The organism is Saccharopolyspora elongata, from assembly GCF_004348985.1.
GTDB classification, from domain to species: domain Bacteria; phylum Actinomycetota; class Actinomycetes; order Mycobacteriales; family Pseudonocardiaceae; genus Saccharopolyspora; species Saccharopolyspora elongata.
Window position 1 is genome coordinate 41,423 of record NZ_SMKW01000024.1, and the last position, 16,102, is coordinate 57,524.

The 16,102-nt window shown below is 70.1% G+C and carries 15 protein-coding genes, 1 tRNA gene and 1 pseudogene; 10 read left to right on the top strand and 7 right to left on the bottom strand.

The window, feature by feature from the left end:
- Positions 1-101: 101 nt before the first annotated feature.
- The 3 genes from ettA to E1288_RS19135 all read right to left on the bottom strand — a co-directional run bounded on the left by ettA (position 102) and on the right by E1288_RS19135 (position 4,479).
- Positions 102-1,778, bottom strand: a complete 1,677-nt coding sequence (ettA, locus tag E1288_RS19125) for an energy-dependent translational throttle protein EttA (protein ID WP_132486953.1) — start codon at positions 1,776-1,778, stop codon at positions 102-104.
- A 142-nt stretch (positions 1,779-1,920) separates the two neighbouring features.
- Entirely contained in the window at positions 1,921-2,331 is a 411-nt protein-coding gene (gene ssb / locus E1288_RS19130) for a single-stranded DNA-binding protein (RefSeq protein WP_132486955.1), read from the bottom strand.
- Positions 2,332-2,454: 123 nt separating this feature from the next.
- Positions 2,455-4,479, bottom strand: coding sequence for a cytochrome c oxidase assembly protein (locus tag E1288_RS19135; RefSeq protein ID WP_132486957.1), 2,025 nt, complete (start codon positions 4,477-4,479; stop codon positions 2,455-2,457).
- Positions 4,480-4,573: 94 nt separating this feature from the next.
- On the opposite strand from E1288_RS19135, the gene E1288_RS19140 reads away from it, so the two are divergent.
- The gene (locus tag E1288_RS19140; RefSeq protein ID WP_235883659.1) at positions 4,574-5,155 is read left to right on the top strand and encodes a DUF3558 family protein; all 582 of its coding nucleotides are present in this window, start codon (positions 4,574-4,576) and stop codon (positions 5,153-5,155) included.
- A 132-nt stretch (positions 5,156-5,287) separates the two neighbouring features.
- Positions 5,288-5,361, top strand: a tRNA-Arg gene (locus tag E1288_RS19145).
- 374 nt (positions 5,362-5,735) lie between these two features.
- Here the strand turns inward: E1288_RS19145 and E1288_RS19150 are convergent.
- Positions 5,736-6,128: pseudogene (locus E1288_RS19150) on the bottom strand (LysR substrate-binding domain-containing protein); the annotation flags it as partial.
- A 191-nt stretch (positions 6,129-6,319) separates the two neighbouring features.
- Here E1288_RS19150 and E1288_RS19155 point away from each other — a divergent pair.
- Entirely contained in the window at positions 6,320-6,748 is a 429-nt protein-coding gene (locus E1288_RS19155; protein ID WP_235883660.1) for a DoxX family protein, read from the top strand.
- A gap of 5 nt (positions 6,749-6,753) precedes the next feature.
- On the opposite strand, the gene folE is transcribed toward E1288_RS19155, so the two are convergent.
- Positions 6,754-7,350, bottom strand: coding sequence for a GTP cyclohydrolase I FolE (gene folE, locus E1288_RS19160; RefSeq protein WP_132486961.1), 597 nt, complete (start codon positions 7,348-7,350; stop codon positions 6,754-6,756).
- A 153-nt stretch (positions 7,351-7,503) separates the two neighbouring features.
- Between folE and E1288_RS19165 the strand changes: the two genes are divergently transcribed.
- Entirely contained in the window at positions 7,504-8,208 is a 705-nt protein-coding gene (locus tag E1288_RS19165; protein WP_132486963.1) for a helix-turn-helix transcriptional regulator, read from the top strand.
- Between the two features lie 49 nt (positions 8,209-8,257).
- Here E1288_RS19165 and E1288_RS19170 read toward each other — a convergent pair whose 3' ends face one another.
- Positions 8,258-9,487 (bottom strand): sodium:proton exchanger, encoded by a 1,230-nt coding sequence (locus E1288_RS19170; protein WP_132486965.1) that lies wholly within the window; start codon positions 9,485-9,487, stop codon positions 8,258-8,260.
- Between the two features lie 267 nt (positions 9,488-9,754).
- Here E1288_RS19170 and E1288_RS19175 point away from each other — a divergent pair, with 267 nt between their 5' ends.
- The 6 genes from E1288_RS19175 (at position 9,755) to E1288_RS19200 (ending at position 15,019) form a co-directional block, all read left to right on the top strand.
- Positions 9,755-10,132 carry an ArsR/SmtB family transcription factor gene (locus E1288_RS19175; protein WP_132486967.1) on the top strand — a complete coding sequence of 126 codons (378 nt, stop codon included), beginning with the start codon at positions 9,755-9,757 and terminating at the stop codon, positions 10,130-10,132.
- Positions 10,133-10,241: 109 nt separating this feature from the next.
- Positions 10,242-11,564, top strand: coding sequence for a 2-hydroxycarboxylate transporter family protein (locus E1288_RS19180; protein WP_132486969.1), 1,323 nt, complete (start codon positions 10,242-10,244; stop codon positions 11,562-11,564).
- A 14-nt stretch (positions 11,565-11,578) separates the two neighbouring features.
- On the top strand, positions 11,579-12,754 hold the full coding sequence (locus tag E1288_RS19185) for a CaiB/BaiF CoA transferase family protein (RefSeq protein WP_132486971.1): 1,176 nt from the start codon (positions 11,579-11,581) through the stop codon (positions 12,752-12,754).
- The gene (locus E1288_RS19190; protein ID WP_132486973.1) at positions 12,754-13,545 is read left to right on the top strand and encodes an HpcH/HpaI aldolase/citrate lyase family protein; all 792 of its coding nucleotides are present in this window, start codon (positions 12,754-12,756) and stop codon (positions 13,543-13,545) included. Before E1288_RS19185 ends, E1288_RS19190 begins: the two co-directional genes overlap by 1 nt.
- A 152-nt stretch (positions 13,546-13,697) precedes the next feature.
- Positions 13,698-14,624, top strand: a complete 927-nt coding sequence (locus E1288_RS19195) for a LysR substrate-binding domain-containing protein (RefSeq protein WP_132486975.1) — start codon at positions 13,698-13,700, stop codon at positions 14,622-14,624.
- 35 nt (positions 14,625-14,659) lie between these two features.
- Positions 14,660-15,019 carry a hypothetical protein gene (locus E1288_RS19200; protein ID WP_132486977.1) on the top strand — a complete coding sequence of 120 codons (360 nt, stop codon included), beginning with the start codon at positions 14,660-14,662 and terminating at the stop codon, positions 15,017-15,019.
- A gap of 141 nt (positions 15,020-15,160) precedes the next feature.
- Here the strand turns inward: E1288_RS19200 and E1288_RS19205 are convergent, their stop codons facing one another.
- Positions 15,161-15,976, bottom strand: a complete 816-nt coding sequence (locus tag E1288_RS19205; protein ID WP_132486979.1) for an SAM-dependent methyltransferase — start codon at positions 15,974-15,976, stop codon at positions 15,161-15,163.
- Between the last annotated feature and the right edge of the window lie 126 nt (positions 15,977-16,102).

Sequence of the window (16,102 nt, forward strand, 5' to 3'; positions counted from 1 at the left end):
CAACTCGGGCACTCTCCACCGCATCTGCCGTGCGGGTTCGAGCAATCCCTGTGCCGAGCTTGTGTTCGGTGAAGCGGGCACGCTCGCCAAAGCGCCTCCGTTCAGCCCCTGGTCAGCTTGCGATGCGTCACTCGGTGCGGACGGGCCGCCTCCGCGCCCATCCTCTCGATCTTATTCGCTTCGTAGCCCTCGAAGTTGCCTTCGAACCAGAACCACTTCGCCGGGTCCTCGTCGTCGCCCTCCCACGCGAGGATGTGCGTGGCGACGCGGTCCAGGAACCAGCGGTCGTGGGAGATCACCACAGCGCAGCCGGGGAACTGTTCGAGCGCGTTCTCCAGCGAGCTCAGCGTCTCCACGTCGAGGTCGTTCGTCGGCTCGTCCAGCAGGATCAGGTTGCCGCCCTCCTTGAGCGTCAACGCCAGGTTCAGGCGGTTGCGCTCACCACCGGAGAGCACCCCGGCCGGCTTCTGCTGGTCCGGGCCCTTGAACCCGAAGGCGCTGACGTAGGCGCGCGACGGCATCTCGACCTGGCCGACCTGGATGTAGTCCAGCCCGTCGGACACGATCTCCCAGACGTTCTTGGCGGAGTCGATGTTCGCCCGGTTCTGGTCCACGTAGGACAGCTTGACGGTGTCGCCGACCTTGACCGTGCCGGCGTCCGGCTGCTCCAAGCCCACGATGGTCTTGAACAGCGTCGTCTTGCCGACCCCGTTCGGGCCGATGACGCCCACGATGCCGTTGCGCGGCAGCGTGAACGACAGGCCGTCGATGAGGAGGTTGTCGCCGAAGCCCTTCTTCAGCTTCTCGACGTCGACGACGACGTTGCCCAGGCGCGGGCCCGGCGGGATCTGGATCTCCTCGAAGTCGAGCTTGCGAGTGCGCTCGGCCTCCGCGGCCATCTCCTCGTAGCGGCCCAGTCGGGAACGCGACTTGGTCTGGCGCGCCTTGGCATTGGAGCGGACCCACTCCAACTCGTCCTTCAGGCGCTTCTGCAGCTTCGCGTCGCGCTTGCCCTGCACGGCGAGCCGCTCGGCCTTCTTCTCCAGATAGGTCGAGTAGTTGCCCTCGTACGGGTAGGTGCGGCCGCGGTCCAGCTCCAGGATCCAGCCGGCGACGTTGTCCAGGAAGTACCGGTCGTGGGTGACGGCGAGGACGGCGCCCGGGTAGGTGGCCAGGTGCTGTTCCAGCCAGAGCACGCTCTCGGCGTCCAGGTGGTTGGTCGGCTCGTCGAGGAGCAACAGGTCGGGCTTGCTCAGCAGGAGCTTGCACAGGGCGACGCGGCGGCGCTCACCACCAGAGAGGTTCCTGACCTCCGCGTCCGGCGGCGGACACCGCAGGGCGTCCATCGCCTGCTCCAGCTGGGAGTCCAGTTCCCACGCGTCCGCGTGGTCCAGGTCCTCCTGGAGCTTGCCCATTTCCTCCATGAGCTCGTCGGAGTAGTCGGTCGCGAGCAGCTCGGCGATCTCGTTGAAGCGGTTGAGCTTCTGCTTGATCTCCCCGACGCCCTCCTCGACATTGCCGAGGACCGTCTTCTCCTCGTTGAGCGGCGGCTCCTGCTGCTGGATGCCGACGGTGTAGCCCGGCGTGAGGAACGCTTCACCGTTGTTCGGCTGGTCGAGTCCCGCCATGATGCGCAGCACGGTCGACTTGCCAGCCCCGTTCGGCCCGACGACGCCGATCTTGGCGCCCGGGTAGAACTGGATGGTCGCGTTGTCGAGGATGACCTTGTCACCATGCGTCTTGCGCACGTTTTTCATGGTGTAAATGAACTCGGCCATGCCATGAATCGTAGTTGCGCCCCGTGGCGGACCGCGCACGCGGTCCCCCAGCACCTCGCCGACGGCGCCCGGCCGCCCCGCACCGGCGGTTATCACCTCCTCGGAACCGAAATCCGCAATGATCGGGAAGAAAGAATCGCGATCAACCGCCGGGCAGAGAGACGAGCCCGCGGTCCGTCGCCGACCGTGGTCGGGGCACGCCCGGCGTCTCCGGTGGCGCGGCCCGCGCCAGGTCTAGGCCGATCGCGGTGGCCTCCAGCTCGACGACGGTGCGCCACTGCCCGCCCGCCTCGTACTCGCGAGTGCGCAATCGCCCGGTCGCCACCACCGGGTCGCCCTTGCCCAACGCCGCGGCGACCCCGTCGGCCAGCCGCTTCCAGCAGTTCACCGTCGCGAGGAACCGGTCGCCGTCCACCCATTCCCCGGTGTCCCGGTCGAACCGGCGGGAGGTCGCCGCCGCCCGGAAGCTCACCACCCGGTTTCCGTTCTGCGTCTCCCGCACGACGGGCTCGGTGATGACGTAGCCCACCACCGTCACCTGGGTCTCGAACATCTCTGCCGCTCCTCTCGGTCCTGCGCGGCCGACTCCCGGCCCGCGAACCAAGACTGCCCGAAGATCGTCACGCAGCGCGACCGATTTACCGCGTTCCGTGACAACTCCGGCCGATCGGCCAGGTCAACTACGCCGAGGGGTGTCCTTGTCGGAGAGCTGCTTGAGCATTTCGTTGTAGGCGGCCAGATCCGCGTCGCCGTCCGCATCGGCCTTCCGGTCGATTCTCCGGGCGGCCCGGGAATCCGCGCGGGACCACTGGATCAGCAGCGCCAGCATCACCACGACCAGCGGCACCTCGCCCGACGCCCAGGCCAGTCCGCCGCCGAGCCGCTGGTCGGCGAGCAGATCGGTCATCCAGGGCAGGTCCAGGCCGCGGTAGAAGCTCGCCCCGATGACGGTCTGCGACATCATCAGCGCGATCCCGAAGAACGCGTGGAACGGCATGGAGGCGAAGACCAGGCCGACCTTGCCCAGCGAGGGCAGCGGGCGCGGCGCCGGGTCGATGCCGATCACCGGCCAGTAGAAGATGTAGCCCACCAGCAGGAAGTGCGCGTTCATCGCCAGGTGCGCCCAGTGCTCGGTCAGCGCCACGTCGAACAGGCCGGTGAAGTACAGCGCGTAGAAGGACCCGACGAACAGGGCCAACGCGACGATCGGGTTGGTCAGCAGCCGCGTCACCGGCGAGTGCACGAAGGCCAGCAGCCACTCGCGCGGCCCCGGGGGCTGCGACTTCCCGGCGGGCTTGAACACCCGCAGCGCCAGCGAGGTCGGCCCGGCCATCACCAGGAAGACCGGCGCCAGCATGGACATCAGCATGTGCTGGCCCATGTGCACGCTGAACACCGCGGGCGCGTACTTGCCGATCCCCGACGAGGTGGCCACCAGGATCGTCGCGCAGCCGCACAGCCAGGCGATGGTCCGGCCGACCGGCCAGGCGTCGCCGCGCTTGCGCAGCCGGTGGACGCCCACCAGGTACAGCGCGGCCAGGGTCAGCGCGAGCGTGCCGTAGACCAGGTCGAACCGGCCGTCGAACAGCAGGCGGAGGAACGTCGGCGGCTCGTCGAGCGGATAGCCGATCAGCAGCTCGGTCCGGCCGGGCACCTCCTTGGCCCCGTCCGGCGGCGGTGTGCGCCCGAGCGCGACGGCGATGCCGATCGTGGCGAACATGACCAGCACCTCGCCCGCGCCCAGCCGCAGCAGCGCCGACCTTCCGGCCCCGTCGTCCAGCCGCTGCACGACGCTGCGGCGCTGGAAGAAGCCGAACACGCCGAGCGCCACCAGCCCGACGGTCTTGAGCACCAGCAGCACGCCGTAGGTGGAGGTGAACAGCTGCTCCGGCGAAACCCGGACCAGCGAGTTGATCACGCCGGACAGCGCCATGGCCGCCCAGCAGACCAGGGCGACCAGCGAGAACCGCCTGGCCACCAGCGGCAGGTGGGCGCCGCCGCGGGCGGCGTGCGCCAGCAGCGCCACCAGGCCGCCGACCCAGATGACCGCCCCGAACAGGTGGAAGAGCAGGCTGTTGGTCGCGATGTCGTGCGCGCCACCGCTGGCCGAGTGGCCGGTGGCGATCACCGGGAACAGCCCGGCGAGCCCCAGGCCGAAGGTCACCACGGTCCAGCCCCAGGACAGCACCACCCGGCAGACCAGCGCGACCATGAACGCGAACAGCGCGGTCAGCGCCCAGGCCTTGGCTTCCTCCAAGGCATCGACGAGGCCGAACAGCACTTCGGCGCTGAGCACGTCGGACACCGGGCGCCCGGTGGCGTCGGCGGCGATGAACGGCACCATCAGCGCCGCGCCCAGGCACCAGACGGCCGCCGCCCAGCCGGCGGTCCGCACGGCCGCGTACCCATCGGCGGCCAGCGCGCCCGAGCGCTTCGCCGGGATCCCGAACGCCGCCAGCAGCAACGAGCCGATGCACACCACCGCGCCGGACTCCGCCAGCACCCGGACCACCGGCAACCCGTACTTCGTGATCGGCCCGGGATCGGGCAGGCCGAGCAGGGCGTATGAGGCACCGGCGGAAAGCGTGGTGAGAGCGGCGGCGATCAGGGCCGCCAGCACCCCGGCGGTGACGACCAGCACGCCCACCGCGCTGGCCGTGCCGCGCCGTTCCGGTGCTGGTACGGGGGTTTCGGATGGCACACACCGAGCGTAACGGCCGACGCGTGGCGGCCACGCCGCAGGATGGCGCGCGGGAACGTGGTCTGCCGCACCCGCGGGCCGCTACGGTTACCGCGTGACCATTGTCCGTCGCTGTGCGTTCCTGCTGCCGATGTTGCTGCTGTTCGCGGCGACCGCCTGCGCCGCGCAGGTTTCCGGCGAGCCGGTACCGGCAGCGGGGTTCTACGACAACACGACGCCGCCTTCGGAACCGCCGTCGACCGCCGTGACCCAAGTGCGCATCGCCACCCCGCGCAACATCGAGGGGATCGACGCCTGCGGTCTGCTGACGCCGGTGGATCTCGCGGAGGTCGGCGGCCCGGTGGGACCGCCGCACGCGGACAACCCGATCGCGGGCGCCTGCGCCCACCTGCTGGCCAGCGGCCCGGAGAACACCGCCGCGGCCGGCTTCTACGAACCCTTCGACACCGCCTTCCGCCGCCAACCCCGCGGCGTGCCCAGCGACATCGAGGGACATACGGCCTTGTTGTACTGCGAACTCGTGAGCAACCACCAGACCTGCACCGCGGCCACCGCGATCCGGTCCGACCGGACGCTGCTGACGATGCTCTCGATGCAGGGCGCCTCTGCGGCCGATACCGCTGACCAGCTGTTCCGGCTCACCACGGCCGCCCTGCACAAGCTGCCGCCCGCCTGATCGGGTCGCGTTCGGCAGTCGATCAGCTTGCCGTTCGGTACCGGCTCGGCAACGGTGCGGCGTCAGTCCCACACCTGCCCCCGCGTACGGCTACCCTGCTTGCTGCAGCCCAGGCGAGCCGCAACCCGATCGGCCCCCATAGCTCAGCTGGATAGAGCAAAGGACTTCTAATCCTTAGGTCGCAGGTTCGAGTCCTGCTGGGGGCGCAACGGCGCAGGTGTGCGAAACGGGGGTTGATCCGGTTCAAGATCAACCCCCACTTTATCCCCCACCTTCGCTTCAGCCGTCCGCTCGCAGGATCGGGCCCCTGGAGATCAGCGCGAATCGCCCCTCGCCGTGCCGATGCTGCGCAAAGCCTGCGGAATCGCGATGCGTCCGAACAAGACGACAAATCGAAACGTCCGTTTAGCCGCGATCAACGATCGGCACGCGCCCGAGCCGTGCTGAAGAAGCCGGGCCTGGCTGCATCGTTGAGTTCGAGTTCACGGTCGTTTCCCGATCGCGCATTGATCGTTCCGACTCCCGGCGCGATCGTTGGTCCCGGCAGCGAAAGATCCGGCGAGAGGAGGGCCATCGCCGTCTAGAGGGCGAGCGGGCCGTGCTCTTCGACGATCTGCGCGAAGTCCCGGATCAGGTCGGTCTGGCTCGCGGTGCGCCAGACCAGCGCCCAGTGCGCCAACGCGGCGTCGCGGATCGGGACGAAGGCGATGTCGGGCCGGGCGAAGTAGCGGGCCGTCTGGGCGTGCACCGGTGACACGGCTTCCCCGGAGGCGAGGACCGGGATCAGCTCCAGGAGATCGTTGACGTGCGGCCCGATCTTGATCGGCCGCCCGCTGGGGGTGTGGCTGGGGATGACCACCTCGCGCCAGTAGGCCGGGACGACCGCGTCGACGACGGTCTGGTCGCCGAGGTCTTCGTAGGACACCGACTCGGCGTCGGCGAGCGGGCGCGAGGCGGCGAGCGCGAGCACGACGGGCTCGGTGAACGCGACCGGCCCGACCGGCCGTTCAAGAAATGCACCCTAATCGATTTCGGCGTTGTCGCTGGCAGATCTGCTGAAGTCCGCGGCACGACCACCACTGGAACGGGCCCGTCCGGATTGGGAAGTTCCTCGCGCGGAAACGCCTACGTGGTCAAGGCAACACCGCGGAGGAGGGCAGTCGTGTGACGCACGACCATTCGGATCGACTGGGCGGGATCGCGTTGTCCGTGACGCGGATCGTCGTGTCCTTCATGTTCATGCTGCACGGTGCGGCCGGTCTGTTCGGCGTGCTGGGCGCGCCGTACGCCGCGCCGCTGTTCGCTTGGCCGTCCTGGTGGGCGGGGGTCATCCAGTTCGTCGGCGGCGGCCTGGTCCTGCTCGGGCTCTTCACCAGGCCGGCTGCGCTGGTCTGCTCCGGCGCGATGGCGTACGCGTACTTCTCCGTGCACCAGCCCCGGGGCCTGCTCCCCATCCAGAACGCCGGCGTTCCGGCCGCGCTCTACGCCTGGTTCTTCCTGCTGATCGCCGTGCTCGGTGCCGGACCGTTCGCGCTCGATGCGCTGTTCCGCCGAGTCACGCACACACCCGAGCACGCGGCACGTTCGGACTGAGCGCGTCAGGCGTTGACGCCGGTGAGGGCGAAGAACTCCTGCCGGGAGCGCGCGTCCTGCCGGAGGGTGCCCAGCAGCGTCGAGGTCACGGTGTTGGAGCCGGTGGCCTGCACGCCGCGCAGGGTCATGCAGGTGTGCTCGGCTTCGATCACGACGCCGACGCCCTTGGGGTCGAGCTGCTCGCACAGCCAGTCGGCGACCTGCTTGGTCAGCCGCTCCTGGACCTGCGGGCGGCAGGCGAAGTGCTCGACGATCCGGGCCAGCTTGGACAGCCCGAGGATCCGGTCGCCCGGCAGGTAGCCGACGTGCGCCACGCCGACGAACGGCAGCAGGTGGTGCTCGCAGACCGAGCGCACCGGGATCGACCGCGCGAGCACGAGCTCGTCGTACTGCTCCTCGTTCGGGAAGGTCGTCAGGTCGAACGGCCGCGGCGAGAACAGCTCGGCGTACGCGCGAGCCATGCGGCCGGGCGTGCCGACCAGGCTCTCGGAGTCCGTGGAGATCCCCAGCGCCCGCAGCAGGTCGCCGGCGGCCTTCTCGGCGGCGGCGAGGTCGATCTCGCCATCGGACTCGTGGACGACGTGCGGGGAGAGGGCGGACATCGGGCGTTCCTCCGGTCGGTTGTGCCAGGCCGGACCTGGTTTCACCAACGAACGTTAGTCTTATTCCGGAAGCCGGGTCAATGCAGCAGCATGCCGATGTTCCGGTGCGATTTCGGACACCGCATTGGGCGCGGGAAGCGTTACCGTTAGGACATGGTGTCCAGCGACGAGCCGGTGGCGGGCTCGATGGCGGCGATCGCCGTGTTGGCGGACGACCTGCGACGCGGGATGTACGAGTTCATCCGCCGCGCCCGGCGGCCGATCGGCCGGGACGAGGCCGCCGCCGCGGTCGGCATCTCCCGCAAGCTCGCCGCCTTCCACCTGGACAAGCTCGTCGACGCGGGGCTGCTGTGCGCGCGGTTCGAGCCGGTGGGCGGCATCCGCAAGGTCGGCCGCACGCCGAAGGTCTACGAGCCCACCGATGCCCACATCGGGGTGAGCATCCCGCCTCGGCGCCCCGACCTGCTGGCCGACATCCTGCTCGACGCGGTGCTCAGCGAGGGCGACCAGGAGACCGCGATCGAGGCGGCGATGCGCACCGCGCACGAACGCGGGCACCGCCTGGGCACCGAGGAGCGCATCCGCAGCCGCCCCGGTCGGCTCGGCGCCGAACGCGCGCTGACCAGGACCGAGGACGTGCTGGCCCGCTACGGCTTCGAACCGGACCGGGAGACGCCGACCTGCGTCCGGCTGCGCAACTGCCCGTTCCACCCGTTGACCGCCAGGTCGCCGCAACTGGTGTGCGGGCTCAACCACGCCTTCCTGCGGGGATTCCTCGCCGGCTTGGAGGCCCGGTCCGTGGAGGCGGTGCTCGAACCGCGGCCCGGGGAGTGCTGCGTCGCCCTGCGCAGCACCTGAGGGTTCACCAGCGGGCGCGAGACTGGGGGTGCGCCCGCTGATGAACGGCTCAGCCCACGGACGCCGGCTCCTTCACCTCGGGTTCGGCGACCTCGCGCCGGAAGGGCGCCGCGAGGGTCGGCAGGATGTGGCGGCGGTTGCGGATGAGCGCGGCGATCGCGATCACGGCGTAGATGCCGCACAGGACGTAGCGAGCGGTCTGACCGGGCAGCGCGAACTGCGCCGCGAACAGCGCGAGCAGCGTCCACGCCGCCCAGCGCGGGAAGCGCAACGCCAGCAACGCGGCCACGCCGAGCACCGTTTGCGTCGCGGTGAGCAGGAACTCCTCCACCTGGCGGGCGTCGAGGTGCAGCGCCGTTCCGCCGCCGCCGAGCAGGTAGGCCACCGGCAGGCTGCCCACCAGCAGCGTCCACTGGTTGACCTTGCTGGAGATCAGCGTCCCGATGGCGTCGGCGCCCTTGCCGCGGACCGCGAACAGGATCGCCACGATGAACTCGGGCGCCTCCGAGGCCAGCGGCGCGAGCCACTGCACCAGCAGGAACTCGTCGATGCCCAGTTGGGTGCCGGTTTCGATCAGCGAGTGGGCGAAGGGCTCGGCGCAGGCGACGATCACCGCGGCGGAGAACACGAACAGCGCGATCACCAGCGGCCGGCGGACGTGCTTGGGCAGCCCGCCGATGGTGGCCGCGGTGCCGACCAGGTCAGGTTCCGCCGCCTCCGCGCGCGAGACCTTCCACAGGTAGAACACGAAGAAACCGAGCAGTGCGAACCCGAGCAGCAGGGAGATCTGCCCGGTCACGGGCACCACGAAGGCGACCACCGAGGCGATCGCGAGGAACCCGAGCTCCACCCGGTTGCCGGACTCCAGGGTCAGCTCCCGCACGGTCTTGCCGGTGCGCCGCTTGGCCAGCGCCAGCGTGACGATCACCACCAGCGACCACCCCAGGCCGAGCAGCAGCCGGTTGGAGCCGGTCATGTTCGCCGCGGCGTAGGCGACGTAGGTGGGATCGCTGCCCGCGGTGTAGGCGAAGAAGAGGTCGACCGCGTACTCGGGCAGCACGGCGATCACGGCGAGGATGGCGATCGCCAGGCCGCCGGAGATGTCGACCTGCGCCGCCTCCGCGGCCCAGGCCAGGACGAACGACGAGGCGACGACGGCCATGCCGAACAGCAGCAGGCCGAGCACCGGGGTCACCGGCAGCCCGGCGAACCGGATGATCAACGCGGGCACCGCCAGGGCTCCGCAGAGCGCGAGCGGACGCAGCAACTTGGTGGACATCGAGCACCTTCCCGGGCCACGGTCTGCCTCGGCCGGGACGTCCAGGGGTCTCGGCCAGGCACAGATCAGCTGGCCGAAGGTCTCGTCCACCCGCATCGCGGGCGCCACCGCCGGAGACGGATCTCAGCGTGTCGACGGTGGTCTTGCGGACTACTCCCCTTCGGAACGAGGACCACCCTCGCAGTCATTTCGTAGTTTTCGCAACCAACGAAGTGTTTGCGCGGCGGCCACCCCGGGGTTGTGCGATGCGGAAGAATCGAACTCGCCATGCCGAAAAATCCCGCGCTGCCCACCGCAGAACCCGGCCTGCCCAGGCAGGAAGCCGAACCGACCGAGGCCCAGCTGGCCGCCGCAGCGGCGACGTTCGCCCTGCTCGCCAGCCCGCCGCGGCTCCACCTCGTGTGGTTGATCACACACGGCTCGTACGACGTCGGCACGCTGGCGAAGCGGGTCGGCATCAGCATCGCGACGGTCAGCCAGCACCTGAGCAAGCTCCGGCTGGCGGGTGTCATCACGGCCCGCCGCGACGGCCGCCGCCACCTCTACACCGTCGACGACCCGCACGTCGTGGCGCTGGTGGACCAGATCTTCGACCACATCGCCCCGGACGGAACCCTCGCCCCGGACCCGCCGCAGGAGCCCTGAACCGGCTCCGGGCCATAAGCGCGGCTTATGCCCACCTCGGGATTCGGCCCCTACTCGGGCCCGGCGGCCGGAGGTTTGATGCCTGCTATCCCTACGAGGAGGTAGCGCGATGGCATCACCCCCGGACACGGCGGAGCACGTGGTTCCCGCCGAGCGGCACCGGTCCATCTGGTCGGTCCGGATCGGCGTCATCCCGCTGCCGTTCTACGCGCTGCTGGTCGTCGTGCTCGCGGTGCTCGCCTGGCAGGACGACCTGAAGGCCGACATCCCGACGATGGCCGCGCTGCTCGGCGTCTGCAGCTACACCTGCTACGAGGTCGGCAGGCGCATTCCCGGCTTCCGCTCGATCGGCGGGCCCGTCATCCTGGTGACCTTCCTGCCCGCCTTCCTCGTCGCCGCGGAGTGGATCCCCGCCGACCTGGCCAAGAGCATCTCGACGTTCTACAAGTCCACGAACTTCCTGTACGTGTTCATCGCCGGGATCATCGTCGGCTCCATCCTGAGCATGAACCGCACCGTGCTGATCAGGGGCTTCCTCAAGATCTTCGTGCCGCTGGCCGCGGGCTCGGTGGCCGCGCTGGTGGTCGGTTCGCTGGTCGGCTGGGCGATCACCGGCGACCTGCACCGCACCGTCTTCTTCATCGTCGTGCCGGTGATGGGCGGCGGCCTCGGCGAGGGCGCCATCCCGCTGACCCTCGGCTACTCGCAATCCGGCGCGGGACCGGCGGAAACACTGCTGGCGCAGGTGCTTCCGGTGGTGCTGCTGGCCAACGTCTGCGCGATCGTCTTCTCCAGCGTGCTGTCCATGATCGGGCAGCGCTTCCCGCGGACCACCGGCTTCGGCAAGATCCAGCCCGCGGAGGGCGACGGGCTCGACATCGCCGCGAGCGAGCAGCCCGCGTTCGACATCCGGCAGCTGGCGGCCGCCGGGTTCATGGCCCTCGCGCTGTACCTGCTCGGCGAGGCCACGCACGCGCTGTTCGACTGGCCGGCGCCGATCGTGATGCTGGTCGCCGCGGTCGCGCTGAAGCTGACCCGCTGGCTGCCGCGCAGCCTGGAGCACCACTCGGGCCTGGTCTACGGCTTCATGTCGACCGCCGTGACCTACCCGCTGCTGTTCGCCATCGGGGTGTCGTCCACGCCGTGGAACGAGCTGCTCAAGGCGTTCACCGTCGGCACCGTGGTCACCATCGTCGCCACCGTGATCACCATGATGGCCACGGCATTCCTGGTGGGCCGCTGGATCGGCATGTACCCGGTGGACACCGCGATCGTCGTCGGCACCCACACCGGCATGGGCGGCACCGGCGACGTCGCGATCCTCAGCGCCACCCGCCGGATGGCCCTGATGCCGTTCGCGCAGATCGCGACGCGCATCGGCGGCGCGATCACGGTGACCATCGCGCTCATCGCGCACGCCAACCTGTCCTGAGAGGTGGAAAGCCAGTGCAACCCCTCCGCGGCGTGACCGTGGTGGCCCTCGAACAGGCCATCGCCGCGCCTTATGCCAGCAGGCAGCTCGCGGACCTCGGCGCGCGGGTGATCAAGGTCGAGCGGCCGGGGGCCGGCGACTTCGCGCGCCAGTACGACTCCCGCGTCAACGGGTTGAGCTCGCACTTCGTGTGGGTCAACCGCAGCAAGGAATCGCTGACGCTCGACATCAAGGACCCGCGCGGCATGGCGGTGCTGCGGCAGCTGCTCGGCACCGCGGACGTGTTCATCCAGAACCTCGCCCCGGGCGCGGCGGCCCGCATGGGCCTCGGCGCCGACGAGCTGCAGGCCGGCAACCCCGGGCTGGTCGTGTGCGACATCTCCGGCTACGGCGGCGGCGGCCCGTACGAGTCGATGAAGGCCTACGACCTGATGGTGCAGAGCGAGGCCGGGCTGCTGTCGGTGACCGGTTCCGGCGAGGACATGGCCAAGGTCGGCATCTCCGTCTCCGACATCTCCGCCGGGATGTACGCCTACAGCTCGATCCTCGCGGCGCTGCTGGAACGCGCGAACACCGGCAGGGGCGCGCACATCGACGTGTCGATGCTGGAATCCACGGTCGAGTGGATGGGTTTCCCGCTCTACTACACCTACGACGGCGCCCAGCCGCCGCCGCGCGCCGGCGCGGCGCACGCCACGATCTACCCCTACGGCCCGTTCACCGCGGGCGACGGCAAGGTCATCATGATGAGCATCCAGAACGAGCGGGAATGGCGGGCGTTCTGCGACCGGTTCCTCGGCAGGCCGGAGCTCGCCGAGGATCCCGACTACGCGGGCAACGCCAACCGCAACGCCAACCGCGAGGAGCTGGGCCGGATCATCGCCGCCCGCTTCGCGGCCCTGACCGGCGACGAGGCGACCGCGCTGCTGACCGCCGTGCCGGTGGCCTGCGCACGCGTCAACACCCTCGCCGACGTGTGGGAGCACCCGCAGCTGGCGGCGCGCGGCCGGTGGCACGAGGTGCAGACGCCGCGCGGCCCGGTGCCCGCGCTGGCGCCCCCCGGGCCGGTCGATCCCGCGCCGCGGATGGATCCGATCCCGGACGTCGGCGAGCACACCAGGAAGATCTTGGCCGAGCTCGGCCATGGTGAGTCCGATGTGGACGAACTCGTTCGAGATGGGGTGGTGTGATGGAGAACGCGGTCACCTGGCTGTTCGTGCCCGGGTCGCGTCCGGAGCGGTTCACCAAGGCCGTCGGTGCGGGGGCGGATGCCGTCATCGTCGACCTGGAGGACGCGGTCCCGGCGGACGCCAAGGCATCGGCGCGGGAGAACCTGCGCGCCGCGTGGCCGATCGGCTCCGGCGTGGCGGTGCGCATCAATGCACGCAGCAGCCCGGAATTCGACGCCGACGTGCAGCTCTGCCGGGAGCTCGGTCCCGACGCGGTCGTCCTGCCGAAAACCGAGAGCGCGGAGGACGTGCGGGTGACGGCCGAGGCCACCGGCCGGCCGGTGCTCGGCCTCGTGGAAACCGCGCGTGGATTCGTGAACCTCGGCGAGATCTGCGCGGCTCCCGGCCTGACCAGGCTGGTGTTCGGGAGCATCGACCTGGCGCTGGACCTCGGCGTGACGGCCGACGCGGCGCTGGACGCCTCGCGGGCGGACCTGGTCCGCTGGTCCGCGGCGAGCGGGCTGCCCGCGCCGGTCGACGGTGTCACGCCGTCGATCAGCGACACCGATGCCGTCGAGCGGGATTCGCGCCGCGCCAAGGAATGGGGCTTCGGCGGAAAGCTGTGCATCCACCCCGCGCAGCTGCCGATCGTCCGCGAGGCCATGCGCCCGAGCGCCGAGGAGATCGCGTGGGCGCGACGCGTGGTCGACGCGGACGAGCAGGCGAACGGCGCGGCGGTGTCGCTGGACGGCGCGATGATCGACCGGCCCGTGGTCGAGCGCGCCCGGCGGTTGCTGCGCGCGGCGGAGTAGCCGAGCGGAGATCGGTTCGCCGGTTTCGCGCGAAACCGGCGTCCCCCGTGAGTACGAGTGGCGGTTTCGCGCGAAACCGGCGTCCTGGGACGGGGCGGGCGATGCGTGGTTGAATCCCGGACGAGTGGACAGGCAGCTGGAACGGGGGCGACGTGGACATCGCTCACCTGCGCGACTTCATCACCGTCGTTGACTCCGGCAGCCTCACCCGCGCCGCCGGCCGGCTCTACGTCTCGCAACCGGCGCTGAGCCAGCGGATCGCCCACCTGGAGGCCGAGCTCGGCGTCCGGTTGCTGGAGCGCGGGCCGCGCGGCGTGACGCCCACCGCCGCCGGCCGCGCCCTCTACCGCGACGCGCAGCGGCTGGTGCGGCAGTTCGACCGGATCGCCGGCGACGTGCTCAGCGGCGACCAGATCCACGGCCCGGTCGCCGTCGGGCTGCCGACGACCGTCTCGGTGCGCCTGGCGCCGGCGCTGTTCTCCTGGACGAAGGCGCACCACCCCGGCATCCACCTCCAGCTGTTCGAGTCGATGAGCGGCTACATCCAGGAACTGCTCACCCTCGGCCGCCTCGACCTGGCGGTGCTCTACCGCGACGACGACACCGTCCGGCCGGCCGAAACCCCGCTGTACTCGGAAGACCTCTTCCTCATCGGGCAGCCGAAACCGCCCGCGGCCGACGAGGACGAGATCCGGCTCGTAGACCTGCACGACACGCCGCTGGTGGTGCCCGGCGGTCGCAGCAACCTGCGGGCGCTGATCGACCGGGCGTTCGCCGCGCAGGGCCTGGTGCCGTCGATCGTCGCGGACGTGGACTCGCTGGGCTCGATGATCCGCATCGCGGCCGGCGGCGAGGCGTGCACGATCCTGCCGCTGTCGAGCGTCGCGGACCAGGAGAACCACCGGGAGCTCGGCGTTCGGCGAATCCGCAACCCGGTCATCTCGCGCAGCGTCGCGGTCTGCAACGCCGTCGAGTACTACCCGTCCCGGGACGCGGTGGCGGCGGTGCAGGAAGGCATCACGGTGGTGACGCGGCAGATGGCCGCCGCCGGTGAGTGGCCCGGGATCCGGCTCGCCTAGCGCTTTTCCGCGCACCGGTCTGGCAATCTGTCCGGGTGCTGGAGATCGCGGACAAGCTGGGCTCGGTGCTCTCGGCCCTGATCGGGCTCCTCGGGCTGGGCCTGACCGTGTACGGGCTTCGGCTGCAACGCCGCGCGACGCGGCCGACCGCTCCCCCGCCTCCCCCGGCGCCGACCGATCCGACCCGGTTGGAGGTCCCGGCCCGCTCCGCCTGGGTGCCCTCGTCGGAATACCTGCCGTCCGGACAGTTCTCGGGAATGGACCAGGGCTTCGGCTACCCGCCGATGCGGCAAACGCGCGTTCCGGGGCCGACGCCGAGCCGGACGGTCCTGGTCATCGGCCTGGTCCTGCTCGCGGTGGCGATCGTGCTCGGGCTCGCCACCTGGCTGCTGTAGCGACGCGCATCCCATGCCGGGAGCAGCCGAAGTCGCCTGCAAATCCATTGTGGATGATCCGGCTGAGCCGAGGCCGATCCGTCCACGATGCGTCTACCCGCACGTGACATCGGCCGGGAACAACCGACGCCCCCGATCAGGTCAGCGCTTGCGGGCTACTCCGCCGAGGAGGTTGCGCTCCGCGTCGGAGGGTTCCGTCAGGCGGGGGCCGTCCGGCCACCAGTCGAAGAGGTACGTAAGGCCTGGTTCGATCATTTCCATGCCGTCGAACAGCGCCTGGATCTCGTGGCGCTTCCGGTAGTAGCAGGTGCCCATCGTCTCTTTGAACGCCGCTTGCGCCTCCTCCGCCAGCTTGGCCCGGGACGTGCCGTCGTCCGGGTCGTAGAGGTGCGAGATCGCGAGGAACGAGCCCGGGGCCAGGGCGTCGACGTAGGTCGACATGATGCCGACCGGGTCCCGGTCGGCCGCCACGTGGTGCAGGGTGTTGCCCTGGATCAGCGCCACCGGGCGGCTCAGGTCCAGGTACTTGGTCACCACCGGGTTTTCGAGGATCTCCGCCGGATTTCGCATGTCCCCGAACTCGAAATGCGTGTACTCGTTGTCGACCAGCAGCGCCCGGCCGTGCGCGACGACCGACGGGTCGATGTCGAAGTAGACCACCCGCGCCTCGGGATTGATGCGCTGCGCCGCCTGGTGGGTGTTCTCCGCGCTCGGCAGGCCCGAGCCCAGGTCGAGGAACTGGTCGATACCGGCCTGCCCCGCGAGGTAGCGGACCACGCGGATCAACCAGCCCCGGCACTGCTTCCCGACCTGCACCGCGTCCGGGGCGATCTGCAGGATCTGCCGCAGGACCTCGCGGTCCACCTCGAAGTTGTCCTTGCCGCCGATGAAAGCGTCGTACACCCGCGCGATGCTCGGCTTGGAGGTGTCGATCTGCGTCCTGTCAACAGCTGCCATGGTCGAATCCGCTCGGTCCGGGTGGCGATGATCACGACAGGCTAAACCCGTTCGGACGATTCCCAAGGCGTTTCGGGAGAAATCCTGTTCGCGGTGCGACCCGGCGATGAAGAGCCGGTCCATTTG

Excerpts from the sequence above, each read along its gene's own strand:
- E1288_RS19190 (WP_132486973.1), top strand. The coding sequence starts at position 12,754 with ATGGAGAACGCGGTCACCTGGCTGTTCGTGCCCGGGTCGCGTCCGGAG.
- E1288_RS19170 (WP_132486965.1), bottom strand. The coding sequence starts at position 9,487 with ATGTCCACCAAGTTGCTGCGTCCGCTCGCGCTCTGCGGAGCCCTGGCG.
- E1288_RS19165 (WP_132486963.1), top strand. The coding sequence starts at position 7,504 with ATGGTGTCCAGCGACGAGCCGGTGGCGGGCTCGATGGCGGCGATCGCC.
- ettA (WP_132486953.1), bottom strand. The coding sequence starts at position 1,778 with ATGGCCGAGTTCATTTACACCATGAAAAACGTGCGCAAGACGCATGGT.
- ssb (WP_132486955.1), bottom strand. The coding sequence starts at position 2,331 with ATGTTCGAGACCCAGGTGACGGTGGTGGGCTACGTCATCACCGAGCCC.
- E1288_RS19175 (WP_132486967.1), top strand. The coding sequence starts at position 9,755 with ATGCCGAAAAATCCCGCGCTGCCCACCGCAGAACCCGGCCTGCCCAGG.
- E1288_RS19205 (WP_132486979.1), bottom strand. The coding sequence starts at position 15,976 with ATGGCAGCTGTTGACAGGACGCAGATCGACACCTCCAAGCCGAGCATC.
- E1288_RS19180 (WP_132486969.1), top strand. The coding sequence starts at position 10,242 with ATGGCATCACCCCCGGACACGGCGGAGCACGTGGTTCCCGCCGAGCGG.
- folE (WP_132486961.1), bottom strand. The coding sequence starts at position 7,350 with ATGTCCGCCCTCTCCCCGCACGTCGTCCACGAGTCCGATGGCGAGATC.